We start from the raw sequence: 26,662 nt of genomic DNA, 5'->3' as shown, positions 1-26,662 counted from the left end.
GCAGCGGCCCCCGGGCGGGACCGACGCGGCGACGCTAGGGAGACGGGCGGACCTGCGGCCGCTCGCCGTCCACACCGGCCGACCCCGTCCACAGGGTGGTGGCGTCGGGCGCCTCCTCGGCCGGGCGCGGGGGCGGAGCGGCGGTCAACGCGCCCGCCGTCGTGTCGTCGTCCCCGCCGACGACGGTCGACCGGCGCTTGCTGACCACGACCGCGGCGACGATGACCAGCGTCGCACCCAGCGCGATGAGCACGCGCACCGTGGTGTTCTCGCTGTCCCCGACGGACAGCCCGACCACCGCCGGCGCGATGAGCAGGGCCACGAGGTTCATGACCTTGAGCAGCGGGTTGATGGCCGGGCCGGCGGTGTCCTTGAACGGGTCACCGACCGTGTCGCCGATGACGGTGGCCGCGTGCGCCTCGCTGCCCTTCCCGCCGTAGGCGCCGTCCTCGACCATCTTCTTGGCGTTGTCCCAGGCACCACCGGAGTTGGCGAGGAACACCGCCATCAGCGTGCCGGTCGCGATCGCGCCCACCAGGTAGGCGGCCAGCGGACCGAACCCGAGCCCGAAGCCGACCGCGACCGGCGCCAGGACGGCCAGCAGACCCGGCGTGGCCAGCTCGCGCAGCGAGTCGCGGGTGCAGATGTCCACCACGCGGCTGTAGTCGGGGCGCTCGGTGAAGTCCATGATCCCCGGGTGGGACCGGAACTGTTCCCGGACCTCGAAGACCACCCGGCCGGCGGCCCGCGAGACGGCGTTGATCGCCAGGCCGCTGAACAGGAAGACGACGGCCGCACCGATGACGGCGCCGACCACGTTGTTCGGCGAGACGAGGGTGAAGGCGTCCCCGAGCGTGGCCCCGGCGTCGTCCAGGGCGTCGACGATGCTGGCGTTGTAGGAGCCGAACAGCGCCGTGGCGGCGAGGACCGCGGTGGCGATCGCGATGCCCTTGGTGATCGCCTTGGTGGTGTTGCCGACGGCGTCGAGGTCGGTGAGCACCTGAGCGCCCTCGGCGTCGATGTCCCCGGACATCTCCGCGATGCCCTGCGCGTTGTCGCTGACCGGGCCGAAGGTGTCCATGGCGACGATCACGCCAGCAGTGGTGAGCAGCCCGCACCCGGCGAGGGCGACCGCGTACAGCGCGGCGGCGCCGCCGATGAGGAAGGCGCCGTACACGGCGGCGCCGATCAGCAGCGCGGCGTAGACCGCCGACTCCAGGCCGAGGGAGATCCCGGAGAGGATCACGGTGGCCGGGCCGGTCAGCGAGCTGCGGCCGACGTCCCGGACCGGCCGCCGCGCCGTCTCGGTGAAGTAGCCGGTGAGCTGCTGGATCGCGGCCGCCAGCAGGATGCCGACGAACACCGAGACGAACCCGAGCACCTGGGGGCTGACCGACGCGTCGAGGCCGTCGGAGACCGCCGGGAGGATGGTGAACGCCGCCGCGGCGACGAGCACCAGGGACACCACCGCCGAGGCGAAGAAGCCCCGGTTGATCGGCGCCATCCACGACCGGTCGTTGGAGCCGGGGTTGCTGGCCAGGATGCCGACGACCGAGGAGATCACCCCGATCGCTGCGACGACCAGCGGGAAGACCATGCCGACCGCGCCGAAGAAGACCTGGCCGAGGATCAGCGCCGCGACCAGCGTGACCGCGTAGGACTCGAACAGGTCGGCGGCCATCCCGGCGCAGTCGCCCACGTTGTCGCCCACGTTGTCGGCGATCGTGGCGGCGTTGCGGGGGTCGTCCTCGGGGATGCCGGCCTCGACCTTGCCCACGAGGTCGGCGCCCACGTCGGCGGCCTTGGTGAAGATGCCGCCGCCCACGCGCATGAACATGGCCAGCAGGGCGCCGCCGAAGCCGAATCCCTCCAGGACGATCGGCGCGGTGTCCCGGAACAGCAGCAGCGCGAGCGCGGCGCCGAAGAGGCCGAGCCCCACGGTGATCATCCCGACCACGCCGCCGGTGCGGAACGCGATCCGGAAGGCGGGCCGGTGCCCGCCGGCGGCCGCCGCGGCGGCGACCCGGACGTTCCCGCGGGTCGCCAGCGTCATCCCGATGAACCCGACCGAGGCGGAGAAGCTGGCGCCGACCAGGAAGAACACCGCGCGCCCGAGGCGGGTGCCGAACCCGCCGTCGGTCACCGGCAGGAGCAGGAGGAGCAGGAACACGACGACGGCGAAGACCGCCAACGTGCGGAACTGCCGTCTGAGGTAGGCACCTGCTCCCTCCTGGACCGCCCGCGCGATCTCCTGCATCGACGTCGTCCCCTGGTCGGCCGCGAGGACGGCACGGACCAGCCAGGCGGCGAAGGCGAGGGCGGCGAGCGAGATGAGGAGGACGACGGCCACGAGGGCCAGGTCCCCTCCGGAGAGATCGGTGTCCGGCATGGGTCCTCCGCTGCGAGGTGGGCGCGCACGCGCCGAGCCCCTGCCCCGACTGCGGCGGGGTGGACCCGGCGTGGGTGGCACTGTGCCGTAGGACCGGCCCGCGCACCAGTGCCTGCTGTGATCCCGTTCACACTTCCTGTCATCGCCACCGGTGCCGTGGTGACCGGCTTGCCACGCGGTGTGACAGTGGTGGGGTGACGTCCCTGCCCACCGCCCGAGCGGCGGCCGGAGCACCGGCGGGTGACCCGCTCCCGGGCGCCGACCTGCTCGAGGCACTCCTGGCGCACGCGGACCCGGATGAGGACCCGATCACCCACGTCCACCATCTGGCTGCACGACCGAGCCGGCCGGCCGACTGGCCCGACTGGGTCCCGGCGGGGCTGCGCTCCCGCCTGGCCGAGCGCGGCGTGCTGACTCCGTTCGGTCACCAGGTGACTGCGGCCGAGCTGGCCCGCAGCGGCATGCACGTCGTCGTCGCGACCGGCACCGCGTCGGGGAAGTCGCTGGCCTACCAGCTGCCCGCGCTGACCGCGCTGACCGAGGACCCCCGCGCCTGCGTGCTCTACCTCGCGCCGACCAAGGCCCTGGCCCGCGACCAGCTGGCCTCGGTGTCGGCGCTGGCCGACCCCTCGGTGCGGCCGGCCGCCTACGACGGCGACACCCCGGCCGAGGAGCGGGAGTGGGTGCGGCGGCACTCCCGCTGGATCGTGACCAACCCGGACATGCTCCACCGGGGGATCCTGCCCTCCCACCAGAGGTGGGCGAGCACGCTGCGCCGGGTGGCCTACGTCGTCATCGACGAGTGCCACGCCTACCGGGGCGTCTTCGGCTCGCACGTGGGCCACGTGCTGCGCCGGCTGCGGCGGGTCTGCCGCCGCTACGGCGCCGAGCCGGTGTTCGTGCTCGCCTCGGCCACCGTGGCCGACCCCGCCGGTGCCGCGAGCCGGCTGGTCGGCGCGCCCGTGCAGGCGGTCACGGAGGACGGCTCCCCGCGCCCGGGGGCCACCTTCGCGCTCTGGGAGCCGCCGCTGACCGAGCGGACCGGCGAGCACGGCGCTCCGCTGCGGCGGTCCGCCGCCTCGGACGCCGCGGGGCTGCTCGCCGACCTCGTCGAGCAGCACGCCCGAACGCTGGCGTTCGTGCGGTCCCGCCGCGGAGCGGAGTCGGTGGCCGAGCAGGCCCGGGCCGTCCTGCGGTCGCGGGGACGCGCCGACCTGGCCGCCCGGGTGGACTCCTACCGCGGCGGCTACCTGCCCGAGGAGCGGCGCGAGCTGGAGCGCGCGCTGTCGGCCGGTGACCTGCTGGGCGTCGCGACGACCAACGCCCTCGAGCTCGGCATCGACATCGCCGGCCTGGACGCCGTCGTTCTCGCCGGGTACCCCGGGACCCTCGCGTCGATGTGGCAGCAGGCCGGCCGCGCCGGGCGGGCGCAGCGGGAGTCGCTCGTGGTGTTCGTCGCCCGCGACGACCCGCTGGACCACTACCTGGCGCACCACCCGCGCGCGGTGTTCGGCCGCCCGGTCGAGGCCACCGTGACCGACCCGACGAACCCCTACGTCCTCGGTCCCCAGCTGTGCTGCGCCGCGGCGGAGCTGCCCCTGCGCGCCGAGGAGCTGGCCGACTTCGGCGGCCCGGTCGCCGAGGCGCAGATCGCCGAGCTGGTGGCCTCCGGGGAGCTCCGTGCCCGCCCGACCGGCTGGTACTGGGCGGGGCGGGGCCGGCCGGACGTGGACATCCGGGGGAGCGGCGAGGCACCGGTGGCGATCATCGAGGGAGCCACCGGCCGGCTGCTGGGCACCGTCGACGGCGACTCCGCGCACGCGACCGTGCACGACGGCGCGCTGTACGTGCACCGCGGCGAGACCTACGTCGTCGACGAGTTCGACGTCGAGGAGGCCTGCGCGGTGGTGCACCCGGAGAGCCCGGAGTGGACGACGGTCGCCCGGGACACGGTGGACATCTCGATCGTCTCCATCGAGCGCACCCGGCCGCTGGGGACCGTCACCGCGCACACCGGCGTCGTCGACGTGACCAACCAGGTGGTGGCCTACCAGAGGCGGCGGCTGGGGACCGGCGAGGTGCTGGCCGAGTTCCCGCTGGACCTGCCACCCCGGCAGCTGCGCACGCGCGCGGTGTGGCTGACCCTGGACGACCGGGCGGTGGCCCGCGCCGAGGTGGACGACGCCGCGCTCCCCGGATCGCTGCACGCCGCCGAGCACGCCTCGATCGGGATCCTGCCGCTGCTGTCCACCTGCGACCGGTGGGACCTCGGCGGTGTCTCCACCGCGCTGCACCCGGACACCGGTGCCGCGACGATCGTCGTGTACGACGGTCACCCCGGTGGCGCGGGCTTCGCCGAGCGCGGTTTCGCGGTGCTGCAGGAGTGGCTGCAGGCGACCCGGGCCACGGTGGCCACGTGCGAGTGCGAGTCCGGCTGCCCGTCGTGCGTGCAGTCGCCCAAGTGCGGCAACGGCAACGAGCCGCTGGACAAGGCCGGTGCGGTGCGGGTGCTGGACGTGGTGCTCGACGAGCTCGCCGCCGCCCCGCAGCCGGACCCGGTCGGGGGCTCCACCGAAGGTGACCGCGCGGGGACCGGCGGCCCCGACGTCCCCGAGGTCGGGAGCCGGCGTCCCGGGGACCCGCCCCGGCACGGCCGCTCGGCCCGCCGCACCGCCCCGACCCGGGGCGCCGCTCCGCCGACCCGGCCCGCCGCGCCGGAGCCCGGCCCCGGGGACGACCGCTCGGACGACATCGTCTTCTGAGGCCGGCACTGCGGGGCCCCGGGCGGCACCGGCCCCGCCCGGGCACGCGCCCGGGCCTGCAGGACACCCAGCGGGCCGAGCCGGACCGGCACGGCCACGTGCACCTCGACGACGGTTCCCTCGCCGACCGCGCAGGACTCGACCGCCGCTCCGTTCGCGCCCGCCACCTCCTCCGCGACCGTGCACGCCCCGGGGTCGCCCAGCACGGCCCGCCCGGCAGCGGCAAGGGCGGCGAGATCCGCCGCGGTGGTGGCCCGGTGCCGTGCGACCACCGCCGCGCCGACGAGCACCGCCGCGACCCCGACGGCAGCCAGGAGGCCCGCGAGGGCGAGCAGCCACACCGTCGCCGAGCCCTGCTCGCCGTTCCGGCCAGGCGGCTCCGGCGGACGGCTCACGACGTCGTCCCGTCGCCCGTGCCGGGCTCGCGCAGCCCCGTCGCGCTGGCCGACACCTCGACGTGCCACGGCAGCGGTTCCAACGGCGAGACCGCGGCGGTCACGGTGACGGTGACCCGGTCGCCGTCGGTGGTCAGCCGTGCCTCCGCGCCGGCCGGGGCGGCTCGGCCGGCCAGCTCGTGCACCACGGCCACCGGTTCCCCGCGCGCGGCGGCGCGGGTGCCCTCCCGCGCCGCGTCGACGCACCGCAGCTGGGCGCCCACGACGACCACCGCCGCGACGGCCGCGGCCAGCACCACCAGGAGGACGGGCAGCACCACCGCCGTCTCGGCGGTGACCATGCCGGCCTCCCGGTCGGCGGCGGGGTGGGCGCGCACGGCGGTCAGGACAGCGTGGTCAGCGCGGACTGGACGAGGTCGCCGAGCGCGGCGACCACCGAGCCGCCGGTGACCACCTGGTAGAGGACCGCGGCGAAGGCGCAGGCGGCGACCGTCCCGACGGCGTACTCCGCGGTGCTCATCCCCTCCTCGCCGTCGCCCGCCGCCGACCAGCGACGTGCCACGGCCCGTCGCCACCCGCGCGGCTCCGCTGCGCGGCCGCTGCCGCCGTTCCGTCCCGCTCCGGTCATGAGGCCCTCCTCGTCCATCGGGCCGCCGACCGGCCCGCCACCTCGACCTTCCCGCTGCCCCCGGCCACCGGCGCCGTCGCGGACCAGGATGTGGAGAGGGCCGCCCGCTGTGGACGACCCGGGGCGGCGAGGGTCCGCGTGTGCTCAGAAGACGTCGGCGGCGATGCCCAGGACGAGCGGGACGACGCCGAGGCAGAGGAAGGCCGGGAGGAAGCACAGCCCGAGCGGCGCCAGCACCCACACCCCGGCGCTGCGCACGGCCGCCTCGGTGCGGCTGCGGTCGGTGGCGCGCAGGTCCGCGGCGAGCCGCTGCAGCGCGGGCACGACCGCGGAGCCGGACTCCCCGGCGCGCACCAGCGCGCGGGCGAGGGCGTCGGCCGGCGGCGGCGTCCCCGCCCAGGCGCGCCGCGGCGACGCCCCCAGTCCGTACAGCCCGCCGACGCGGACCAGGTGGTCGCCGAGCGGACCGGCCACCGCATCGGCCACCACCGTGAGGGCGGCGCCCACCGGGGTGCCCGCGGCCAGGCACACGGCCAGCAGGTCGCAGGCCACGGGCAGGTCCCGGTGCAGCCGCGCACCGGTGTCGGGCGCCGCCCCGGTGCGGCGCAGGAGCCGCTCGACGCCGACGACGACGCCTGCGGCCAGCACCGCGGCGGCCGGTCCGGCGTCGAGCAGGCCGAACAGCGCGAGCCCCGCCATCCCGGCCAGGGACCACCGCCGGCGCGGTCCCGGTGGTGGAGGACGATCCGCCGGCACCGGGTCCCCCCGCGGCGGGCGGGGCAGCAGCGAGGCCAGGCGCTGGTGCCGCGCCGCCCCGGGCGGGACCCACAGCAGCAGCGCACCAGCCAGCGCCAGCAGTGCCGGCGCGGTCACCGGTCGACCGCGCGGCGGACGAGCCGGGCGGTCCACGCCAGGCCGGTCAGCTCGAGCAGGACGCCTGCGACCAGCAGCAGCGTGCCGGGCAGGGTGGTGGTGAGCACCCGCCACGGATCGGCGCCCACCCCGCCGCCCATCAGCAGCCCGAGCACCGGCAACGCGGCGAGCACGGCCGCACTGGCGCGGGGGCCGGCGACCGCCGAGCGCAGCTCGTCCTCGGCGTGCAGCCGGGCCCGCAGGTCGTCCTCGACGGCGGTCACCACTCCCGCGAGCGAGCAGCCGGTGGTGCCGCTGAGCCGGACGGCCGCGGCCACCCGGACCAGCGCCCGGCCAGCCTCGTCACCGGGCACGCCGGGCGGGGGCTCGCCGAGCCGGAGCGCCGGCGTGAGCTCCCGGGCCGTCGCCGGGTCGGGGCAGCCGTCGACGGCCGCGCCGGTCGCCTCGGCCAGCGGGCGCCCCGCGCGCACCTCGGCGGCCAGGACACCCAGCGCCTCGACCAGTGCCCTGCTCCGGCTCCGCGCCGCGGACGCCGCCGCGCGACGCCGCAGCACCAGCCCGGCCGCCGCCGCGCAGACTGCGGCCAGCGCGCCGACCACGGGCGTCGCCACCACGGCCGCCACCCCGCCGGCTCCGGCAGCGAGCAGCAGCGGGCCGCTCGCGGCACGACGCACGGCCGGTCGGAGCGGCCACCGGCGTGCTCGGGGTGACGACGGCCGCCTCGACCGGGCCGGCCACACCGCCAGCGCCGCCGCCACGCAGAGCAGGGCCGTGCTCATCCGGGCACCCGGCAGTCCAGCAGCGCGGCGAGCTCGGCCCGGGCCGGGCAGGGACCGCCGTCGGCGCGCCAGCCGGCGACGACCTCGACCAGGTCACCGGTGCGGCGGACCACCCCCAGCTCGGCGACGTGCCGGCCGGCGGCGCCCCGGCGCAGGTGCACGACGACGGCCAGCGCGGCGGCGGCCTGGCTGTGCACCGCGGCCCGGCCCAGCCCCGCGGCGCCGCCCAGCGCCTCCAGCCGAGCGGGCAGGTCCGCGGCCCGGTTGACGTGGACGGTGCCGCAGCCGCCGTCGTGCCCGGTGTTGAGCGCGGCCAGCAGGTCGACCACCTCTGCGCCCCGGACCTCGCCCACGACCAGCCGGTCCGGGCGCATCCGCAGCGCCTGGCGGACGAGGTCCCGCAGCACCACCGCGCCGGCTCCTTCCACGTTGGGCGGCCGGGTGAGCAGCCGGACGACGTGCGGGTGCTCCGGCGCGAGTTCGGGGGCGTCCTCGCACAGCAGCAGCCGCTCCCCCGGGCCGACCAGGCCGAGCAGCGCGGAGAGGACGGTGGTCTTGCCGGTGCCGGTGCCCCCGGTGACCAGGAAGGCCAGCCGGCGTCGCACCAGGGCGGCGAGCAGCTCGGCCGCAGCGCCGGGCAGCGCGCCCCGGTCGGCCAGGTCGGAGAAGGACAGCGCGGCCCGCCGGAGCACGCGGAGGGACAGCGCGGCGCCCGACGCCGACACCGGGGGCAGGACGGCGTGCAGGCGGGTGCCGTCGGGCAGGCCGGCGTCGACCCACGGGGCGGCGTCGTCCAGCCGCCGGCCGGCCGCGGCGGCGAGCCGGACGGCGAGCCGGCGGACCGCGGCCTCGTCGGGGAACCGGACGTCGACCTGCTCCAGCCCCGCCCCACGGTCGATCCAGACCGAGTCCGGGCCGTTGACGAGCACGTCGGTCACTCCGGGGCGGCGCAGGAGGGGTTCGAGGACGCCCGCGCCGGCCAGCTCGTCGGTGGCCGCGCGGACCGCGGCCAGCACCGCCCGGTCACCCAGCAGGCCACCGGACTCCTCCCGGACCAGCGCCGCGACCGCGGCCGGGGTCGGCGCTCCCTGGCCAGTGGCCAGCCGGGCCCGGACGCGCTCGACCAGCGGCTCGGGAGCCGGCTGCCGGCTCACGTGCCGGTCCGGCGGAGCTGGTCCAGGAGCCGGCGGCTGACCTGACCGAGCGGGGACCGGGCGGACACCGTGGGCGGCTCGCCGCGCTCGCTGCGGGCCACCGCCGCCCGGTCGGGGGCCAGCTCCGCCAGGACCGGGCGGCCCACCACGTCGGCGACCTCAGCACGGGAGAGCCCACCGGGCACCGGACGGGTGACCACCTGCGCCACCGACCAGGGCCCCGCCTGCGCCGGGTCCCCGTGCAGCAGGACCCGGGCGGCGGCCGCGGCCCGCAACCGGGCGGGTACCAGCAGCACGGCGAGGTCCGCCTCCGCGAGCAGCGCCTCCGCCGCACCGCTGCTGCGGGGCAGGTCGACGACGACGCCGCAGCCGCTCTCCCGGGCTCCGGTGGCCACGGCGAGCAACGCCTCCGGCGGGACCTCGTGCGCCACCTCGCGCGACGCCGAGAGCACCGGGACGCCGTGGGCCTCGGGCAGCGCGGCGAGCAGCGCCGCTCCGGAGACCCGGCCGCTGAGCCCGGACAGCTCGGGCCAGCGCACCCCCTGCGCACGCTCGGCGCCCAGCAGCAGGTCGAGCCCGGCGGCGCACCCGTCGCCGTCGACCAGCAGCACCCCGTCGGGCATGGCCGGACGGGCGGTGAGGGCCAGCGCCGTCGCCAGTGTGCTCGCCCCGGCGCCGCCGCAGGCGCCGGTGACCACGGCGAGCCATCCCGGCCGCGCCGGTGCCCGGACCGCCGCGGCGACCCGCTCGACGAGCCACGTCTCGTCCCGCGGCAGGACGACCACCCGTTCGGCGCCGACCTCGACGGCCGCCGCCCACACCTCGGTACCCGGCTCGCCGACGGCGGTCACCAGTACCCCGGGACGCCGCGGCAGGCTGCGCACCGGGGCCCGGGCCAGCACGTCGGCGCCCAGCAGCACCAGTGGGGCGTCCCGGTGCGCCCGCCGCAGCGCACCGCTGCCGGAGGTCAGCTCGGCGGTGGCGCCGGCGGCGGCGAGCAGCCGCAAGAGGTCGTCGAGGAGGGCGTCATCGGAGCTGACGACCAGGGGGCGCGGTGGCGTGACCGACGCGGCGGCCGGTGCACGGGAGGTGGGGACGGACACCGCACCAGCGCACCGCGCGCCACCGGCGCCGGCCAGGCCGCGGGGCGATCTGTGGACGACCCGTCCGGGTGTGGACGACGGTGCGCACGACCGCCCGCACTGCCGATCCTCTTACCGTGTGGGACGTGACCCGCGCTGCGGCGTTCTTCGACCTCGACAAGACGGTCATCGCGAAGTCCAGCACCCTGGCCTTCGGTCGGCCGTTCTTCCAGGGTGGCCTGATCAACCGACGGGCGGTGCTCAAGGGCGCCTACGCCCAGTTCGTCTTCTCCCTGGCCGGCGCCGACGCCGCGCAGATGGAGCGGATGCGCAGCCAGATCACCGCGATGACGACCGGCTGGGACGTCGCCGTGGTGCACGACATCGTCCGGGAGACGCTGCACGACATCGTCGACCCGCTGGTCTACGCCGAGGCCGCGGACCTGATCGAGTCGCACCGGGCGGCCGGCCGCGAGGTCGTCATCGTCTCCAGCAGCGGCGCGGAGATGGTGGGGCCGATCGGCGAGATGCTCGGCGCGGACCGGGTGGTCGCCACCCGGATGGTGACCCGGGACGGCCGGTACACCGGCGAGGTCGAGTTCTACGCCTACGGGGAGAACAAGGCCGTCGCGATGCGGGAGGTCGCCGCCGAGCGCGGCTGGGACCTCGCCGACTGCTTCGCCTACAGCGACTCCGTCACCGACCTGCCGATGCTCGAGGCCGTCGGACACCCGACGGCGGTGAACCCCGACCGGGCGCTGCGCAAGGCGGCGACCGAGCGCGGCTGGCCGGTGCTCGCGTTCAGCCGCCCGGTGTCGTTGCGCGCGCGCTTCAGCGGCGCGCGGACGCCGGTGGTCACCAGCGCCGCCGTGGGGGCGGCGGTGGCCGGGCTGGCCTGGTACGCCCGCCGCAGGACGCTGCGGCCGCTGCCCGCGGTCGTCGACGTCCCCGTCGTCCCGTTGTCCGGCCGCCGGCGGCGCCGGGGCGCCTGAGCCCCGCGCCGCCGACCCCGGTCCTGCGGGAACGCGGCTCAGCCGGTGAACCGGCTGCGCAGCCGGTCCACCTGCTCGCGGACCGTGTCGCCGATCGTGCGGACGGCGGACACCGGCGTGAACGCCCGCGCCGCCGCGGTGAGCGCGGCCTGCTCGTCGGCGGCGAGCTCCAGGTCGGCGGCGGCCACGTTGGCCTCCAGCTGCTCGACGCTGGAGGCTCCCGGGATGACGACCACCTGCGGCTGGCCGATCAACCAGGCCAGCGCGACCTGCGCCGGCGGTACCCGGTGCGCGTCGGCCACCTCCCGCAGGGTGGCCAGCAGCGGCTCGACCCGGCGCAGGTTCTCCGTTCCGAACAACGGGTTCGCCGCCCGCACCCCACCCGGCCGGTGGTCGGCCGAGTAGCGGCCGCCGAGCAGTCCCTGGGCCAGCGGGCTGTAGGCGATCACCAGCCGGCCCTCCCGGGCGGCGAACGGAACGAGCTCCTCCAGCGGTCCGGCGTGGGCGAGGGAGAAGTCGACCTGGTTGCTGACGACCGGGCGGCCGAGCGCCGCGTCGGCGTCCCGCCAGCGGCTCAGGGAGTAGTTGGAGACGCCGACGGCGCCGATGCGGTCCTCGTCCAGCAGCGCCCGCAGGCCGGGCATGGTCACCGAGTCCGGCACCACGGGATTGGGCTGGTGCACCTGGTAGAGCGGGATGCGCGGCAGCTGCAGCCGCCGGGCGCTGCCCTCCAGGCTCCGGCGCACGACCGCAGGGAACGGCGCGACCGGGAAGACCTTGGTGGCGACGACGACGTCCCCGCGGTCCTGCCCCAGCGCCTCACCCAGGATCCGTTCGCTCCGGCCGAACCCGTAGACCTCCGCGGTGTCGAAGAGCGTGACGCCGAGCTCGCGCGCACGGCGCACGATGTCGCGGGCCGCCCCCTCGGCGTAGCCCTGCCCGTAGCCCCACTCGCGGGAGCCGAACTGCCACGTGCCCAGCCCGACCCGGCTGACCTGCCCCAGACCGTCGACCTCGAGGAATCTCATGCCGGGAGTCTGGTCCCGCGCCGAAGTCCCCCGGCACCCGGGCACACCGGCCGACTCAGCTCAGCCGCGCAGCAGGCTCTCGCAGACGGCCAGGCCCTCCGCTGCTCCGTGCTCCGCGGCGCGGCAGCAGTGCACCAGCCAGCCGGCCAGCCCAGCCGGCCCGCCCGAGCGGTAGCCCTCCAGCGCGGCGTCGTAGGCTGGCCGGCCCAGCTCGACGAAGCCGACCTCGGGCACCGACACCGCCTTCGGGTCCAGTCCCCGGGTGATGCCGACCAGCCGGCCCGCGGCCCGGGCCACCACACCGTCCTGCGTGCCGAAGGGCGCGAGCGCCGCGAGCTCCCCGTGGACGACGCCGGCCAGCACCACCGCGGGCACGGTGGTCGCACCGGTGATGATCGAGAACAGTGCCCCCAGCCGCGGTCCGGCCGCGCCGGATGGACGCCCCAGGTCGTCCCGCGCGGCGAGGTCGGCGGCCGCCAGCACGTGCAGCCGCGCGAGGACCTGCCCCGGCGCCCGGTCCCACGTCCCCACCATGGACCCGAGGCCCACCGAGACGCGCAGCGCGCCCTGCACCACCGGATCGCCGACCTGCCCGGCACGCAGCTCGGCGAGCGGCACGTCGACGCCCTCCAATGCGGCCGAGGCCCGGGCGCCCCGCAACGCGGACTCGGCGCTGACCCCGGCCGACTCCCGGCGCAGCACCCGGTGCCCGAGGAGCCGGTCGACCGCCGTCCGCGCGCCCTCGGCCGCGTCGGCCACGCCGGGCAGGTCGAGCAGGGGGGCCAACGGGCCCGGTCCGGTCGGGCGCGGAGCCGGCCGGGCGGCTCGGCCGGCGCCGGGGCGCAGCGGGATGGTCACGGCAGCGACGGTACGAGGACGACGGCGGCGCACCTGCGGGAGCCCGCCCTCCGGTTGCGCCTAGGCTGCCGGGACCATGGCCTCCCCGTTGACCCTGCTGCTCGTCCGGCACGGCCAGAGCGAGTGGAACGCCGCCGGCCGCATGCAGGGGCAGACGGCCCACGTGCCGCTCACCGAGCTCGGGCACCGGCAGGCCGCCCAGGCGGCCGCGGAGCTGGCCGCGCTGGCCGAGCAGGGCCGTGGCCCTGGTGCCCTGTTCTCCAGCGACCTGCGACGCGCGCTGCAGACCGCCGAGCACTGCGCGGCGGCGACCGGGCTGCCGGTGCGGACGACGCCCGCGCTGCGCGAGCAGGGCTACGGCGTGCTGGAGGGCCGCCCCTCCCGCGAGCTCTGGGACGTCGTCGACTGGACCGACCCGCACTGGGCCGCCGAGGGTGGGGAGAGCCTGGCCGACCTGCACCTCCGGATCGGCTCGTTCCTCGACGGGCTGCGCGCGGACCCCCCGGCCGAAGTGGTCGCGCTGGTGACCCACGGGGACACCATCCGGGCCGCGCAAGCGGTGGCCGCCGGCCTGGCCCCGGCGGAGATGCCGGCGTTGACGCCGCACAACGGCACGGTGACCGTCCTGGAGCTGGCCGGGTGCCGCGGTGAGCCGGGTGCTGCGGTGAGCCGGGTGCTGCGGTGAGCCGGGTGCTGCGGTGAGCCGGGTGCTGCGGTGAGCCGGGTGCTGGTGCTCGGCGGGTCGCGGTCGGGCAAGTCGGCTCACGCGGAGCAGCTGCTCGCCGGGCGGGACGACGTCGTCTACCTCGCGACCTCGCGGCGTGACGCCGCGGACGCCGAGTGGACGGCGCGGATCGCGGCGCACCGGGCCCGCCGCCCGGCCGGGTGGACGACGCTGGAGAGCACCGCGCCCTCCGAGCTCGTGCGCGGCGGCAGCGTGCTGGTCGACAGCATCACGACCTGGATCGCCGCCCTCATGGACGAGACCGGGGTGTGGGACGAGACCGACCCCGGAGCCCTCGACCGGCTGGCGCGACGGTGCGACGCGCTGGTCGACAACTGGGTGATGACCCCGGCGCACGTGGTCGCGGTCAGCGACGAGGTCGGCCTGGGCGTCGTCCCGGAGACCCGGGCGGGGCGGCTGTTCCGCGACACCCTCGGCACGGTGAACCAGCGGCTGGCCGCCACGTCCGACGAGGTGTGGTTCGTGGTGGCCGGACTCCCCCAGCGGCTCCGGTGAAGGACGAGCTCGACCGGCGACGGTGGTGGTCGGGGCCGGCCGAGTCGTTCGCCTGGCTGACCACGGCCCGGGTGCCGGCGGCCCGGACCGCGCGCGGCGTCCTGCCGTGGGCGCCGCTGGTCGGGGTGGTGCTGGGCACGGTGGCGACGGCCGTCGCGTGGGCGGCCGCCCGCGCCGCGAGCCCGCTGGTCGGCGCCGTGCTGGGCATCGCGGTGCTCGCTGCGCTCACCCGCGGCCTGCACCTCGACGGTCTGGCCGACACCGCCGACGGGCTGGGCCCGCTGCGCGGCCGGGACCGCGCCCTGGAGGTCATGCGGGCCGGGGACGTCGGGCCCTTCGGCGTGGTCACCCTGGTGCTCACCCTGCTGCTCCAGGTCGCCTGCCTGGCGCAGCTGCTGGCCACCGACGGCGGTTGGCCGGTGCTGATCGTCGCCACCGTCGCCGCGCGGGTGGCGATGGCCCGCACCGGGCTGCCCGGGGTGCCGGTGGCCGAGGGGTCGTCGCTGGGCAGCGCCGTCGCGGGCAGCGTCTCCCGGCGCTGGCTGGCCGGCACGGCGGTCCTGCTGCTCGCCGGGAGCGTGGCGGCCGGGCTGTCGATGAGCGGCGGGGACATGAGCGGCGGGGACATCGGGGGCGGGCCGGCGCTGGCGCTGCCGGCTGCGGTCGCGCTCGGACTCCTCGCATCCGAGGCGCTCCACAGCCGCGCCACCCGGCGGCTCGGCGGGGTGAACGGCGACGTCATGGGCGCGATGGGCGAGGTCAGCACCGCCGTCACGCTGCTCGTCGCCGCCCTGTTGCTGGCCTGACGACCAGGGTCGAGCAGTGCCGGATCAGCCGCCCGCCACCGACTGCACCACCATCACCTCCGCGCCCGGCGGCACCGGCGTGGCCAGGCCGTCGAGCCGGCGGACCTCCTCCCCGTCCACGTAGACGTTCACGTGGCGGCGCAGCTCCCCGGTCTCGTCCCGCACCCGCCGGTCGAACACCGGGTGCTCGGTGGCCAGGGCGTCCAGCAGGGCGCGCACGGTCGCCGGGTCGGCCAGGTCGACGTCCACCGTCGTGCGGCCGCCGGTGCAGTCGCTCAGCAGCCGCGGCAGCAGCACCCGCACGCTCACGGCAACACCGCCGCGCGCACGCACAGCACGTCCGGCAGGTGGGAGGCGACCGTGCTGAACGTCCGGCCCTCGTCGGCGCTGGCGTAGACCTCGCCCCCGCGGGTGCCCAGGTACACGCCCACCGGGTCCGCGGTGTCCACGGCCGCGGCGTCGCGGAGCACGGCGTTGTACTCGTGGTCCGGCAGCCCGCCGTCCAGCCGCTGCCAGGTCTCGCCCGCGTCGTCGCTGCGGTGCACGGCCAGCTGCCCGCCCGGCGGGACCCGCTCGCCGTCGGCCACCAGCGGCACCACCCAGATCGTCCCGGCGCGGGAGGGGTGGGCGAGCATCACGAAGCCGAAGTCCGACGGCAGCCCGTCGGCGATCGACGTCCAGCTGTCGCCGTCGTCGTCGGACCGGTACACGCCGTGGTGGTTCTGCGCGTACAGCCGGGTCGGCACGACGGCGTCGCGGGCGATCTTGTGCACGCACTGCCCGAACTCCGGCGCGGGGCCGGGCAGGAAGTACGCGGAGATCCCGGCGTTGCGGGGCTCCCACGACGTCCCGCCGTCCCTCGTCCGGTAGACGCCGCCGGTGCTCATCGCCACGTGCACGGTGGACCCCGGCCCGGGCAGGACGGTGTGCGCGGCGGCGCCGCCGTACCCCGCGCCCCACTCGCTGCGGTGCGGGTGGTCCCACAGCCCGCGGCACAGCCCGAAGTGCTCGCCGCCGTCCTCGGACCGCCAGACGGAGATCGGCTCGCAGCCGGCCCAGACCACGCCCGGCCGGTCGGCGGAGTCCGGGCGCAGCTGCCAGATCCGCTCCACCGCGGCCCCGGTGTCGGCCGGGAACCGGATCGCGCCGCCCTCCGGCTCGGTCCAGGTCGCGCCCAGGTCGTCGGAGTGGACGACGGTCGGGCCGAAGTGCTCCGACCGCACGCCGACCAGCACCCGCGTGCGCCCGCCCCGGGTGTCGATGCCGACCCCCGCCACCTCGGTCATCAGGAAGTGCGGCTGCGACAACGACCAGGTCTGCCGGTCCTCACTGGTCGCCAGCCACAGCCCCTTGCGGGTGCCGATCGCCAGCAGTGTGGTGTCCATGCAGCATGGGACCACCGGGGTGCGACGAACTCATCGGTGCAGGACCGGCCCCGCGGCCGGAGCCGCCCGCCGTTCCGCGCCGGGGTCAGCGGCGACCGGTGAGTGACCCCAGCAGCTTGCCCAGCCCGCCGCCGGCGGCCGGCGTCGCCGCGCCGCGCCCCGACGAGCGACGGCCGGTGGCCCGGGCCGCGCTCCGGCCGGTGCTCCGGCTCAGCCCGCGCCCCGTGCCCCCCGCGCCCCGCGTGCGTCCCGTGCCGCGGCCGGTCCGCGCCCCGCGGGCCGCTGCGCCCTCCGCCGTCCCCATCAGCCTGCTCAGGATGCCCATGGACCGAGCGTCCACCGGCCGCCGCGGACCCGCGCAGCCCCGGATCGCCGCGCCCGCGCGCCGTCACCCAGCGGAACGGACCTCATCGGCCCCGTTCAGCGGCCTACGCCGAGCCGGCGAGGTGCGGGCGGCACGGGGCCCTCGTGCTGCCCGCCCTCCAGGTCACCCTCCGTGTCCAGATAGGCCTGCTGCAGCTCGGCGAGCACCGCTGGGTCCGGCGACGCCCACATCCCCCGGTCCACGGCCTCGAGCAGCCGCTCGGCGATGCCGTGCAGCGCCCACGGGTTGGACTGCGCCATGAACTCCCGGTTCTCCGGGTCGAGCACGTAGGTCTCGGTGAGCTTCTCGTACATCCAGTCCGCGACCACGCCGGTGGTGGCGTCGTAGCCGAACAGGTAGTCGACGGTCGCGGCGAGCTCGAACGCACCCTTGTAGCCGTGCCGGCGCATCGCGGCCAGCCACTTGGGGTTGACCACCCGGGCGCGGAACACCCGCGAGGTCTCCTCGGTCAGCGACCGGGTGCGCACCGACTCCGGCCGGGTCGAGTCGCCGATGTAGGCCTCCGGTGCCCGGCCGGTGAGCGCGCGGACGGTGGCGACCATCCCGCCGTGGTACTGGAAGTAGTCGTCGGAGTCGGCGATGTCGTGCTCGCGGGTGTCGACGTTCTTCGCCGCTACCGCGATCCGCCGGTACGCCGACTCCATGTCCGGGCGCGCCGCCACCCCGTCGAGGTCCCGGCCGTAGGCGTAGCCGCCCCACACCGCGTAGACCTCGGCCAGGTCGGCGTCGCCGCGCCAGTTCCGGGAGTCGATCAGCGGCAGCAGCCCGGCCCCGTACGCCCCGGGCTTGGAGCCGAACACCCGGGTGGTCGCCCGCCGCCGGTCGCCGTGGGTCGCGAGGTCGGCGTCCACGTGCGCCTTCACGAAGTTCTCATCGGGCGGCTCGGGCAACCCCGCCACCAGCGTGACGGCGTCGTCGAGCATCGTCACCACGTGCGGGAACGCGTCCCGGAAGAAGCCGGAGATCCGCACCGTGACGTCGATCCGCGGTCGGCCCAGCTCGTCGACCGGGATCGCCTCCAGCGAGGTCACCCGCCGGGACGCGTCGTCCCACACCGGCCGGACGCCGAGCAGCGCGAGCACCTCGGCGACGTCGTCCCCCGCCGTCCGCATCGCCGACGTGCCCCACACCGACAGCCCCACCGACCGCGGGTGCTCCCCGTCGTGGTCGGCGCGGTACCGGTCGACCAGCGACTCGGCCATCGCCGACCCGGTCTCCCACGCGAGCCGGGAGGGGATCGCGCGCGGGTCCACGGAGTAGAAGTTGCGGCCGGTCGGCAGCACGTTGACCAGCCCGCGCAGCGGGGAGCCCGACGGTCCGGCGGGCACGTACCCGCCGTCGAGGGCGTGCAGGGTCATGTCCAGCTCGTCGGTGGTCCGCGCCAGCCGGGGCACCACCTCGTCGACGGCGAAGCGCAGCACCTCGGCAACGGCCGGGGAGTCCTCCCCCAGCACCTCCCGGACGACGGCGGAGATGGCCGCTCCTGCCCAACCGGCGGCCTCCATGCCGGTCACCAGGGCCTCGGCCAGCGCCTCGACCCGGTCGGTCTCCCGGAGCCCGGCCGACCCGTCCTCGGTCAGCCCGAGCGCCTGGCGCAGGCCGGGCAGCGCGACGGCGCCGCCCCAGATCTGCCGGGCGCGCAGCATCGCCAGCACCAGGTCGACCCGGTCCGAGCCGGTGGGCGGGGCGCCGAGCACGTGCAGGCCGTCGCGGATCTGCGAGTCCTTGACCTCGCAGAGCCAGCCGTCGACGTGCAGGATCAGCTCGTCGAACTCCGCGTCGTGCGGCCGGTCGGCGAGCCCCAGGTCGTGGTCGAGCTTCGCCGCCTGGATGAGCGTCCAGATCTGCTGGCGGACGGCGGGCAGCTTGGCCGGATCCATCGCCGCGATGTTGGCGTGCTCGTCGAGCAGCTGCTCGAGCCGGGCGATGTCGCCGTAGGAGTCGGCCCGGGCCATCGGCGGCACCATGTGGTCGATCAGCGTGGCGTGCGCGCGGCGCTTGGCCTGGGTGCCCTCACCCGGGTCGTTGACCAGGAACGGGTAGACCAGCGGCAGGTCGCCGATCGCGGCGTCCGGCCCGCACGCCGCGGACATGCCCACGGTCTTGCCCGGCAGCCACTCCATGTTGCCGTGCTTGCCGACGTGCACCAGCGCGTGCGCGCCGAACCCGCCGGCATCCCGATCCGAGCGCAGCCACCAGTAGGCGGCCAGGTAGTGGTGGGACGGCGGCAGGTCGGGGTCGTGGTAGATCGCGATCGGGTTCTCCCCGAAGCCGCGCGGCGGCTGCACCATGACCACGACGTTCCCGGCCCGCAGCGCCGCGAAGACGATGGCCTGGTCGTTCCCGGAGTCGTCGACGAACAGCGAGCCGGGCGCCTCGCCCCAGTGCTCGACCACCGCGTCGCGGAGCTCGGCGGGGAGCGTGTCGAAGTGGCGCCGGTACTCGGCCGCCGGGATCCGCACCGGGTTGCCGGCCAGCTGCTCGGCGGTCAGCCAGTCCTCGTCCTGCCCGCCGGCCGCGATCAGCGCGTGCACCAGCGCGTCGCCGTCCAGGTCGGCGACGCCGGGGAGCGCGCCGGGGCCGTCGAACGGCCCGACGTCGTACCCGGCGCCGGCCAGGGCGGCGAGCAGCCGGACGACGGACGCCGGGGTGTCCAGGCCGACCGCGTTGCCGATCCGGGCGTGCTTGGTCGGGTAGGCGCTGAGCATCACGACGATCCGCCGGTCCCCCGGCGGGGTGTGGCGGAGGCGGGCGTGGGCGACCGCCGTCCCGGCGACCCGGGCGGCACGCTCGGGGTCGGCGACGTAGGTGGTCAGCCCCTCGTCGTCGGTCTCCTTGAAGGAGAAGGGCACGCTGATCAGCCGGCCGTCGAACTCCGGGATCGCCACCTGGTTGCCGACGTCCAGCGGGGAGAGCCCGTCGTCGTCGGCGGCCCACTCGGCGCGCGAGCGGGTCAGGCAGAGGCCCTGCACGACCGGGACGTCGAGGGCGGCGAGCTGCCCGACGTCCCAGGCGCCGTCGTCCCCACCGGCCTGGGCCGTCGCGGGCCGCGACCCGCCGGCCGCCAGCACGGTGACCACCAGGGCGTCGGCGCCGCGCAGCGTCCCGATCAGCTCGTCGGGGACGCTGCGCAGCGAGGAGGTGAAGATCGGCAGGGCGCGGCCGCCGGCGTCCTCGATCGCGGCGCAGAGGTCCTCGACGAAGCCGGTGTTGCCGCTCAGCTGGTGCGCCCGGTAGTAGAGGACGGCGATCGTCGGGCCGGTGCCGGTGGACCCGCGGTCCAGCACGCCCCACTCCGGTGCCACGGCGGGCGGCTCGAACCCCTCGCCGTCCAGCAGCACGGTGTCGGCGAGGAAGCGGTGCAGCTGGGCGAGGTTCGCCGGTCCGCCCTGGGCCAGGTAGCCGTGCGCCTCGGTGGCCACGCCCATCGGGACGGTGGAGAGCTCCATCAGCTCGGCGTCGGGGAGCTGCTCACCGCCGAGGACGACGACCGGCACGCCCAGCGCCCGGACCGGGGCGAGCTGCTCCTCGTAGTGCCGGCGGACGCCGAGGATCCGCACCACCACCAGGTCGGTGCCGGCCGCGAGCCCGGCCATCGCGTCGGCGTCGAGCCGGGCCGGGTTGGCCAGCCGCCAGCCGGCACCCGACGAGCGGGCGCTCAGCAGGTCGGTGTCGGAGGTGGACAGGAGGGTGAACGTGCGCACGGATGCCTCCTCGGGACCGCGGCGGGCCGGCACCACCGGCCGCCGCTCCGCTGACCGTGGGTGGCCATGGGTGAGCCCTGCTGCACTGCCGTGGTGTGCCGCGACGGTACCGGGCGCGCCGCGGCGACCCGTCAGCCGACCTGCACCAGGTCCAGCACGAACACCAGCGTGGCCCCACCCGGGATCGGGCCCCGCCCCTGGTCGCCGTAGGCCAGGTCGCTGGGGATGGTGACGATCCGACGGCCGCCCTCGCGCATGCCGGTGATCCCCTGCTCGAAGCCCGGGATCACCTGCCCGGCACCGAGGGTGACCGGCAGGGTCTCCTCGGTGCCGCGGCTCCAGGAGGAGTCGAACTCCTCGCCGGTCTCGTAGAAGGCCCCGACGTACTTGACGGCGACCGTCGACCCGTCGACCGCCTCCGCCCCGACGCCGACCAGGACGTCGCTGACCACCAGGTCGCACGGCGGCGGGGCGTCCGACGCGGGCACCACGGGGGCGAGGGTCTCGTCGGTGGTCACCGACGGCGGGGGCTCCGCCGTCGCCGGCCGGGTCTCGCACGCCTGGGTCGACGACTGCCCGGCCGCCGGCTCCCCCGTGGGGGGAGCCGCCTCACCCGCGTCGCCGCCGCAGGCGGTCAGGGACAGCGAGACGACCAGGGCCAGCAGCAGGCGCGGACCGGTGCGGCGGTTCATGGGACCAGCACAGCACAGGCCGCGCCGGACCGGATCAGTCGGCTCCGAGGGCGTCGGCCACCCGGTGGTGGACGGCGGCCTCGTCGGGGCGGCTCTGCCGTTCCAGCGTGCGGGCGAGCGCGCGGCGGGCCCAGCCGTTCGCCGGGGACAGCTCGACCAGGCGGTTGAGCGCGGCCTCCGCGCGGGCCAGCTGGGCGGAGCCGAAGTAGCTCCGGGCCAGCAGTTCCAGCGCGGCCTGGTTGTCGGGCTCGACGGCGACGACGCCCTCCAGCACGCGGGCGGCCTCGATCGGCTGGCCCATGTTGAAGAACAGGTCGGCCCGCAGGTACTCGGAGTGGACGTCGTTCTCGTACGGCTGGCTCATGTGGCTCCTCCCAGGCGGCCACCAGCATCCCACCGGGCTGCGGAACCAAATCGGTCGCCTGCAACCGGGTAGGGCGCTGCCGAGCCGGGTAGTGACGGTCCGCACGCGCACGACTCCAACCCGCTGTCACCATCCTGCTCACCCGGAGTACGCCATGGCCCTGACCCTGCGCCGCGTCCCGTCCACCACCGCCCCCTCCCCCACCGCCCCCTCCACCACCGCCCGCCCCGCCCCGTCCGGCGACCGCCCGGACCGGCCGCAGGACCCGCCCAAGGGCGGCACCGTGGTCGCCGTCCAGCGGGGCGGTGCCCTCGTCGTCGCCGCCGTCCTGCTCGTCTTCGGCGTCCTCGGCTTCGCCGACGGCCTGGACTACTTCTCCACCGAGGGCGAGCCGATCCTCGGGATGCCGTCCAACGGCCTGCTGTCCACCATCTCGGTGGTCACCGCCGCGGTCCTCGTCGTCGCGGCCGCGCGCAGCGCGCGCACCGTCTCGACGGTGATGATCGGCGTGGGGACGGCGTTCCTGCTCTCGGCCCTGGTGAACCTCGCCGTCCTGGAGACCGACCTCAACCTGCTGGCCTTCTCGATGGCCAACGTCGTGTTCTCCCTCGTCGCCGGGCTGGTGCTGCTGACCCTCGGCGCCTACGGGCGGATCACCGGCAACGTGCCGGCCGACAGCCCCTACCACCGCCCGCACCCGTCCGAGGTGGACGCGGACGTCGACCAGCAGCTGCCGCGCACGGACGCGGAGCGCGCCGCCGAGTCGGCCATGCGGGAGGCGGAGCTCGCCGTCGTCGAGCACCGCGCCACCCCGGACCAGCAGCGGCGGGTGGCCGCGATGGCCCGGGTCCGCACCCGGGCCGACCGGCGCGAGGTGTGGATGTCCTTCGACCGGTCGCCGGCCTGAGCCGGGGACCGGGCGACGCAGGAGGAGACCCAGCTCACGATCGGGCCTAGACTGGAGGTCTCCTCCAGGGGGTGCGCCATGAGCACGAAGCTCCATCTCCCCCACCGGTCCAGCCGGCCCGACGATCTCCGCCCCGACGAACCGGTGGACGAGCACCAGGCCGAGGTGGACCTGGTGTACAACGTCCAGCGCATCGGCGCGATCTGCGTCGGCGCGTTCCTGCTGGTCTTCGGGCTGATCGGGCTCGCCGGCGGGCTGGGCTTCTTCTCCACCGAGGGCGAGCGGATCCTCGGGTTGTCCTCCAACGGCCTGCTGTCCGCGATCTCCATCGTGGTCGGGCTCGTGCTGATCGGTGCCGCGTTCCTCGGCCCTCGGGTCGCCTCGACGGTGATGGCCGTCCTCGGCTGCCTGTTCCTGCTCTCCGCGCTGGCCAACCTCGCGGTGCTCAACAGCGACCTGAACATCCTGGCCTTCGAGATGCGGAACGTGCTGTTCTCGATCGGCGTCGGCCTGCTGCTGCTGGTGCTGGGTCTGTACGGCCGGGTCAGCGGCAACCTGCCGCCGGACAGCCCGTACGCGCACGAGCGGCCGGAGGACCCCCGGCCTCCGGAGTCCTATCCGCACACCCCGGAGGAGTTCGCCGCCGAGGCCGCCATGCGGGAGGCGGAGATCGCCGTCGCCATGCACGCCGGCACCGAGGACCAGCGCCGCCGGGTGCACGCCATGGCGGCGGTGCACACCCGTGGCGACCGGCGCCGGGTCTGGATGGAGTTCGACGCCGCACAGGCCGCCTCCGCCCCGCCGACGCCGATCGCTCCGGAGGCGCCACCGGAGCACCGCCCGGTCCTCGCCCGGGCGCTGAGCCTGGCCCGCGGGCGGCAGCACGGAGGGGCGCGGCGGACCGGGAAGTAGCCTCGCGGATGCCATGACATCCGCCGTCCCGACCCGCGACCGGCCCGACGCCTGCCCGGGTGCGCTGCAGACCCACGCGGCCGCCGACGGCGCGCTGGCCCGGGTCCGCGTGCCCGGCGGCACGCTGACCGCCGCCCAGCTGCGCGCGCTGGCCGCTGCGACCCGGGAGCTCGGCGACGGGCACCTGGAGCTGACCAGCCGCGCCAACCTGCAGCTGCGCGGGCTGGCCGCCGGCGCGGAGGCGGCGCTGGGCGCCCGCCTGGCCGGTGCCGGGCTGCTGCCCAGCGCCACCCACGAGCGGGTCCGGAACCTGCTGGCCAGCACCCTCTCCGGCCGGGCGCCCGGTGGGCACCTCGACGTCCGGCCGTGGGTCCACGCGCTCGACACCGGGCTGCGGGCCGACCCCGCGCTCGCCGGGCTGCCCGGCCGCTTCCTCGCCGCCCTGGACGACGGCCGCGGCGACGTCGCCGGTCTCGGGAGCGACGTCGGGCTGCTCGCCCTCGCCCCCGGCACGGTGGCGCTGCTGCTCGGCGGCGCGGACTCCGGCCTGCGGGCGCGCCCCGAGGACGCCGTCGCCCTGGCGCTGGACGCGGCGCGGGCGTTCCTCGCCGAGCGCGCCGCGCAGGGCGGCACCGCCTGGCGGCTGGCCGAGCTGACCGACGGCCCCACGCGGGTCGCCGCCCGCCTGTCCGGCCATGTTGGCCGACATGGCCGCGTCGAGGTGCCGGCGGCGGTCCCGGTCGGGCCCGTGGGGGCGGTGACCCAGCTCGACGGGCGCACCGCGCTGGTCGGCGTCCTCCGGCTCGGCCGGCTGAGCGCCGAGCAGGCCGAGCTGCTGGCCGGCCTCGCGGACGAGGTGCAGCTGACGCCCTGGCGGACCGTCGTCGTCCCGGACCTCGCCGAGGACGCCGTCGACGACGCCGCGGTCGACCTGCACCGCACCGGCGTCGTCTTCGACGAGGCCAGCCCCTGGGCGCTGGTGACCGCCTGCGCCGGACGGCCCGGGTGCGCGCGGTCGCTGGCCGACGTCCGCGCCGACGTCACCGCCGCCATCGCCACCGGGACGCTGCCCGGCGGCGTCCGCCAGCACTGGGCCGGCTGCGAGCGGCGGTGCGGCCGCCCGCGGGGCGACGTGGTCGACGTCGTCGCGACCCCGGCCGGCTACCGGATCGAGAAGGGCTGATGTACGACTACGAGCACGACGGCGCCGAGATCTACCGGCGGTCCTTCGCCACGATCCGCGCCGAGGCCGACCTGTCCCGGCTGCCGGCGGACGTCGCCCAGGTCGCGGTGCGGATGATCCACGCCTGCGGCCAGGTCGACCTGGTCGAGGACATCGCCTTCTCCCCCGACGTCGTCCTCCGGGCCCGTGACGCGCTGCACGCCGGCGCCCCGGTGCTGTGCGACGCGCAGATGGTCGCCTCCGGGGTGACCCGGCGCCGGCTGCCGAAGGACAACGACGTCGTCTGCACGCTCAACGACCCGCGCACCCCGGGCCTGGCCCGGGAGCTGGGCACCACGCGCACGGCGGCGGCGCTGGAGCTGTGGGGCGACCGCCTGGACGGCGCCGTCGTCGCGATCGGCAACGCCCCCACCGCGCTCTTCCACCTGCTCGAGATGGTCGCCGCCGGCGCGCCCCGCCCGGCCGCCGTGCTCGGCATCCCGGTGGGCTTCATCGGCGCGGTCGAGTCCAAGCAGGCGCTGGCCGCCAGCGACCTGGACTCCCTGGTCGTGCACGGCCGCCGCGGCGGGTCGGCGATCACCGCCGCGGCCGTGAACGCGATCGCGAGTGAGGCCGAGTGACCGGCCATGTTGGCCAACATGGCCGCACCGGGCGGTTGTTCGGGGTCGGGCTGGGGCCCGGCGATCCTGAGCTGGTCACGGTCAAGGCCGCGCGGCTGATCGGGGCGGCCGACGTCGTCGCCTTCCACGCCGCCCAGCACGGCCGCTCGGTGGCCCGGGCGCTGGCCGCGCCCTACCTGCGGGAGGGCCAGGTCGAGGAGCTGCTGGTCTACCCGGTCACCACCGAGGCCACCGACCACCCCGGCGGCTACCAGGGCGCGATCGACGAGTTCTACGAGTCCGCCGCCGCGCGCCTGGCCGCGCACCTGGACGCCGGCCGGGACGTCGTCGTCCTCGCCGAGGGCGACCCGTTCTTCTACGGCTCGTACATGCACATGCACAAGCGGCTGGCCGGCCGGTACCCGACCGAGGTGGTGCCCGGCGTCACCAGCGTGAGCGGCGCCGCGGCGGTGCTGGGCCGGCCGCTGGTCGAGCGGGACGAGGTGCTCACCGTCCTGCCCGGCACGCTGCCCGCCGACGAGCTGGCCGAGTGGCTGGCCACCGCCGACTCGGCCGCGGTGGTGAAGCTCGGCCGCACGTTCGGCGGAGTCCGGGAGGCGTTCGACGCCGCCGGGGTGCTCGACCGGGCCTGGTACGTCGAGCGGGCCACCACCGACCGGCAGCGGGTCGCGCCGCTGGCCGACGTCGACCCGGAGACCGTCCCCTACTTCTCCCTCGCGCTGCTGCCCAGCCCGCTCACCGGGCCGGGGAACTCACCCGAGCGGGCGGACGACGGGCCCCGCGCCGGCGAGGTCGTCGTCGTCGGGCTCGGTCCGGGGAAGCGCTCCTGGACCACGCCGGAGGTCGCGGAGGCGCTCGCCGGCGCCGACGACCTGGTCGGCTACGGCCCCTACCTGGCCCGGGTGCCGGCCAACCCGCGGCAGACCCGGCACGCGAGCGACAACCGGGTGGAGGCCGAGCGCGCGGCGCACGCCCTGCGGCTGGCGCAGTCCGGACGGCGGGTGGCGGTGGTCTCCAGCGGCGACCCGGGCGTGTTCGCGATGGCCGCCGCGGTGCTCGAGGTGGCCGACCGGCCGGAGTTCGCCGACGTCGAGGTCCGGGTGCTGCCCGGGCTCACCGCGGCCCAGGCGGTCGCCTCCCGGGTGGGGGCGCCGCTGGGGCACGACTTCGCGGTGATCAGCCTCTCCGACGTCCTCAAGCCGTGGGACGTCGTCGTCGACCGGCTGCGGCACGCGGCCGCCGCGGACCTGGTGCTCGCGTTGTACAACCCCCGGTCCAAGGCCCGGCCGCACCAGCTCGGCGAGGCGCTCGAGGCGCTGCTCGAGGTGCGGAAGCCGGGGACCGTGGTGGTCGTCGGCCGGGACGTCGGCGGGCCGGAGGAGCGGGTCACCGTGACCACCCTCGGCGACCTCGACCCGGACACCGTGGACATGCGCTGCCTGGTGCTGGTCGGGTCCACGCAGACCCGGGTGACGCCCTCGGGTCGCGTCTTCACCTCCCGCCGCTACCCCGGCTGAGCCGCCG

25 protein-coding genes and 1 pseudogene are annotated in these 26,662 nt (G+C 76.6%); 10 read left to right on the top strand and 16 right to left on the bottom strand.

Annotated elements, in window-relative coordinates; all coding sequences use genetic code 11:
• Positions 1-34: 34 nt before the first annotated feature.
• Positions 35-2,389 carry a sodium-translocating pyrophosphatase gene (locus HL189_RS04695; RefSeq protein WP_369132543.1) on the bottom strand — a complete coding sequence of 785 codons (2,355 nt, stop codon included), beginning with the start codon at positions 2,387-2,389 and terminating at the stop codon, positions 35-37.
• A 194-nt stretch (positions 2,390-2,583) separates the two neighbouring features.
• Here HL189_RS04695 and HL189_RS04690 point away from each other — a divergent pair, with 194 nt between their 5' ends.
• Complete coding sequence (locus tag HL189_RS04690; protein WP_369132542.1) at positions 2,584-5,151, top strand: DEAD/DEAH box helicase; 2,568 nt, start codon at positions 2,584-2,586, stop codon at positions 5,149-5,151.
• 41 nt (positions 5,152-5,192) lie between these two features.
• Here the strand turns inward: HL189_RS04690 and HL189_RS04685 are convergent.
• The 7 genes and pseudogenes from HL189_RS04685 to ssd form a co-directional block, all read right to left on the bottom strand.
• Positions 5,193-5,546: pseudogene (locus HL189_RS04685) on the bottom strand (Rv3654c family TadE-like protein); the annotation flags it as partial.
• The gene (locus HL189_RS04680; RefSeq protein WP_369132541.1) at positions 5,543-5,923 is read right to left on the bottom strand and encodes a TadE family type IV pilus minor pilin; all 381 of its coding nucleotides are present in this window, start codon (positions 5,921-5,923) and stop codon (positions 5,543-5,545) included. The gene HL189_RS04680 and the pseudogene HL189_RS04685, both read right to left, overlap by 4 nt.
• Positions 5,924-5,928: 5 nt before the next feature.
• Positions 5,929-6,174 carry a DUF4244 domain-containing protein gene (locus HL189_RS04675; protein ID WP_369132540.1) on the bottom strand — a complete coding sequence of 82 codons (246 nt, stop codon included), beginning with the start codon at positions 6,172-6,174 and terminating at the stop codon, positions 5,929-5,931.
• 144 nt (positions 6,175-6,318) lie between these two features.
• Positions 6,319-7,047, bottom strand: coding sequence for a type II secretion system F family protein (locus HL189_RS04670; protein WP_369132539.1), 729 nt, complete (start codon positions 7,045-7,047; stop codon positions 6,319-6,321).
• On the bottom strand, positions 7,044-7,721 hold the full coding sequence (locus tag HL189_RS04665) for a type II secretion system F family protein (RefSeq protein ID WP_369132538.1): 678 nt from the start codon (positions 7,719-7,721) through the stop codon (positions 7,044-7,046). The genes HL189_RS04670 and HL189_RS04665 overlap by 4 nt, the downstream gene beginning before the upstream one ends.
• Before the next feature lie 101 nt (positions 7,722-7,822).
• Positions 7,823-8,980 carry a TadA family conjugal transfer-associated ATPase gene (locus HL189_RS04660; protein ID WP_369132537.1) on the bottom strand — a complete coding sequence of 386 codons (1,158 nt, stop codon included), beginning with the start codon at positions 8,978-8,980 and terminating at the stop codon, positions 7,823-7,825.
• Positions 8,977-10,083 (bottom strand): septum site-determining protein Ssd, encoded by a 1,107-nt coding sequence (ssd, locus tag HL189_RS04655; RefSeq protein ID WP_369132536.1) that lies wholly within the window; start codon positions 10,081-10,083, stop codon positions 8,977-8,979. The genes HL189_RS04660 and ssd overlap by 4 nt, the downstream gene beginning before the upstream one ends.
• 125 nt (positions 10,084-10,208) lie before the next feature.
• Here ssd and HL189_RS04650 point away from each other — a divergent pair, with 125 nt between their 5' ends.
• Complete coding sequence (locus tag HL189_RS04650) at positions 10,209-11,054, top strand: HAD family hydrolase (protein ID WP_369132535.1); 846 nt, start codon at positions 10,209-10,211, stop codon at positions 11,052-11,054.
• Between the two features lie 38 nt (positions 11,055-11,092).
• Here the strand turns inward: HL189_RS04650 and HL189_RS04645 are convergent, their stop codons facing one another.
• Positions 11,093-12,082, bottom strand: coding sequence for an aldo/keto reductase (locus tag HL189_RS04645; RefSeq protein WP_369132534.1), 990 nt, complete (start codon positions 12,080-12,082; stop codon positions 11,093-11,095).
• 60 nt (positions 12,083-12,142) lie between these two features.
• On the bottom strand, positions 12,143-12,940 hold the full coding sequence (locus tag HL189_RS04640) for an oxidoreductase (RefSeq protein WP_369132533.1): 798 nt from the start codon (positions 12,938-12,940) through the stop codon (positions 12,143-12,145).
• Positions 12,941-13,016: 76 nt separating this feature from the next.
• Between HL189_RS04640 and HL189_RS04635 the strand changes: the two genes are divergently transcribed.
• Genes HL189_RS04635 through HL189_RS04625 form a run of 3 tightly spaced genes read left to right on the top strand, consistent with a single transcriptional unit; the run spans position 13,017 to position 14,986 of the window.
• Positions 13,017-13,625 carry a histidine phosphatase family protein gene (locus tag HL189_RS04635; RefSeq protein WP_369132532.1) on the top strand — a complete coding sequence of 203 codons (609 nt, stop codon included), beginning with the start codon at positions 13,017-13,019 and terminating at the stop codon, positions 13,623-13,625.
• 30 nt (positions 13,626-13,655) lie between these two features.
• Positions 13,656-14,180: a bifunctional adenosylcobinamide kinase/adenosylcobinamide-phosphate guanylyltransferase gene (cobU, locus tag HL189_RS04630; protein WP_369132531.1), complete on the top strand. Its 525-nt coding sequence runs from the start codon at positions 13,656-13,658 to the stop codon at positions 14,178-14,180.
• Positions 14,177-14,986, top strand: a complete 810-nt coding sequence (locus HL189_RS04625; protein WP_369132530.1) for an adenosylcobinamide-GDP ribazoletransferase — start codon at positions 14,177-14,179, stop codon at positions 14,984-14,986. Before cobU ends, HL189_RS04625 begins: the two co-directional genes overlap by 4 nt.
• A 24-nt stretch (positions 14,987-15,010) precedes the next feature.
• On the opposite strand, the gene HL189_RS04620 is transcribed toward HL189_RS04625, so the two are convergent.
• The 6 genes from HL189_RS04620 to HL189_RS04595 form a co-directional block, all read right to left on the bottom strand.
• Entirely contained in the window at positions 15,011-15,295 is a 285-nt protein-coding gene (locus HL189_RS04620) for a ubiquitin-like small modifier protein 1 (protein ID WP_369132529.1), read from the bottom strand.
• The gene (locus tag HL189_RS04615) at positions 15,292-16,371 is read right to left on the bottom strand and encodes a WD40/YVTN/BNR-like repeat-containing protein (protein WP_369132528.1); all 1,080 of its coding nucleotides are present in this window, start codon (positions 16,369-16,371) and stop codon (positions 15,292-15,294) included. The genes HL189_RS04620 and HL189_RS04615 overlap by 4 nt, the downstream gene beginning before the upstream one ends.
• An 85-nt stretch (positions 16,372-16,456) precedes the next feature.
• A complete protein-coding gene (locus tag HL189_RS04610) occupies positions 16,457-16,696 on the bottom strand; it encodes a hypothetical protein (protein ID WP_369132527.1) in 240 nt (79 codons plus the stop codon).
• Between the two features lie 95 nt (positions 16,697-16,791).
• On the bottom strand, positions 16,792-20,460 hold the full coding sequence (gene cobN, locus HL189_RS04605) for a cobaltochelatase subunit CobN (protein WP_369132526.1): 3,669 nt from the start codon (positions 20,458-20,460) through the stop codon (positions 16,792-16,794).
• Between the two features lie 131 nt (positions 20,461-20,591).
• On the bottom strand, positions 20,592-21,152 hold the full coding sequence (locus HL189_RS04600) for an FKBP-type peptidyl-prolyl cis-trans isomerase (protein ID WP_369132525.1): 561 nt from the start codon (positions 21,150-21,152) through the stop codon (positions 20,592-20,594).
• Positions 21,153-21,186: 34 nt separating this feature from the next.
• Positions 21,187-21,516 carry a tetratricopeptide repeat protein gene (locus tag HL189_RS04595; protein ID WP_369132524.1) on the bottom strand — a complete coding sequence of 110 codons (330 nt, stop codon included), beginning with the start codon at positions 21,514-21,516 and terminating at the stop codon, positions 21,187-21,189.
• 154 nt (positions 21,517-21,670) lie between these two features.
• On the opposite strand from HL189_RS04595, the gene HL189_RS04590 reads away from it, so the two are divergent.
• The 5 genes from HL189_RS04590 (at position 21,671) to HL189_RS04570 (ending at position 26,655) form a co-directional block, all read left to right on the top strand.
• Positions 21,671-22,423 (top strand): DUF4383 domain-containing protein, encoded by a 753-nt coding sequence (locus HL189_RS04590; protein WP_369132523.1) that lies wholly within the window; start codon positions 21,671-21,673, stop codon positions 22,421-22,423.
• A gap of 78 nt (positions 22,424-22,501) precedes the next feature.
• Entirely contained in the window at positions 22,502-23,335 is an 834-nt protein-coding gene (locus tag HL189_RS04585; protein WP_369132522.1) for a DUF4383 domain-containing protein, read from the top strand.
• A 13-nt stretch (positions 23,336-23,348) separates the two neighbouring features.
• Complete coding sequence (locus HL189_RS04580; RefSeq protein WP_369132521.1) at positions 23,349-24,518, top strand: precorrin-3B synthase; 1,170 nt, start codon at positions 23,349-23,351, stop codon at positions 24,516-24,518.
• Positions 24,518-25,138, top strand: a complete 621-nt coding sequence (locus HL189_RS04575) for a precorrin-8X methylmutase (protein WP_369132520.1) — start codon at positions 24,518-24,520, stop codon at positions 25,136-25,138. The genes HL189_RS04580 and HL189_RS04575 overlap by 1 nt, the downstream gene beginning before the upstream one ends.
• Entirely contained in the window at positions 25,135-26,655 is a 1,521-nt protein-coding gene (locus HL189_RS04570; RefSeq protein ID WP_369132519.1) for a precorrin-2 C(20)-methyltransferase, read from the top strand. Before HL189_RS04575 ends, HL189_RS04570 begins: the two co-directional genes overlap by 4 nt.
• Positions 26,656-26,662: the final 7 nt, after the last annotated feature.

The sequence above is a fragment of the Modestobacter sp. I12A-02662 genome, assembly GCF_041028325.1.
Classification (GTDB): domain Bacteria; phylum Actinomycetota; class Actinomycetes; order Mycobacteriales; family Geodermatophilaceae; genus Modestobacter.
Note: the sequence above shows the minus strand (reverse complement) of the source record. Positions and strands in the feature narration are given on the sequence as shown.

Bases quoted from the DNA above. Each gene is read 5' to 3' on its own strand.
- HL189_RS04695 (WP_369132543.1), bottom strand. From the start codon at position 2,389: ATGCCGGACACCGATCTCTCCGGAGGGGACCTGGCCCTCGTGGCCGTC.
- HL189_RS04675 (WP_369132540.1), bottom strand. From the start codon at position 6,174: ATGACCGGAGCGGGACGGAACGGCGGCAGCGGCCGCGCAGCGGAGCCG.
- HL189_RS04645 (WP_369132534.1), bottom strand. From the start codon at position 12,082: ATGAGATTCCTCGAGGTCGACGGTCTGGGGCAGGTCAGCCGGGTCGGG.
- HL189_RS04635 (WP_369132532.1), top strand. From the start codon at position 13,017: ATGGCCTCCCCGTTGACCCTGCTGCTCGTCCGGCACGGCCAGAGCGAG.
- HL189_RS04615 (WP_369132528.1), bottom strand. From the start codon at position 16,371: ATGGACACCACACTGCTGGCGATCGGCACCCGCAAGGGGCTGTGGCTG.
- HL189_RS04610 (WP_369132527.1), bottom strand. From the start codon at position 16,696: ATGGGCATCCTGAGCAGGCTGATGGGGACGGCGGAGGGCGCAGCGGCC.
- HL189_RS04600 (WP_369132525.1), bottom strand. From the start codon at position 21,152: ATGAACCGCCGCACCGGTCCGCGCCTGCTGCTGGCCCTGGTCGTCTCG.
- HL189_RS04595 (WP_369132524.1), bottom strand. From the start codon at position 21,516: ATGAGCCAGCCGTACGAGAACGACGTCCACTCCGAGTACCTGCGGGCC.
- HL189_RS04590 (WP_369132523.1), top strand. From the start codon at position 21,671: ATGGCCCTGACCCTGCGCCGCGTCCCGTCCACCACCGCCCCCTCCCCC.
- HL189_RS04585 (WP_369132522.1), top strand. From the start codon at position 22,502: ATGAGCACGAAGCTCCATCTCCCCCACCGGTCCAGCCGGCCCGACGAT.
- HL189_RS04580 (WP_369132521.1), top strand. From the start codon at position 23,349: ATGACATCCGCCGTCCCGACCCGCGACCGGCCCGACGCCTGCCCGGGT.
- HL189_RS04575 (WP_369132520.1), top strand. From the start codon at position 24,518: ATGTACGACTACGAGCACGACGGCGCCGAGATCTACCGGCGGTCCTTC.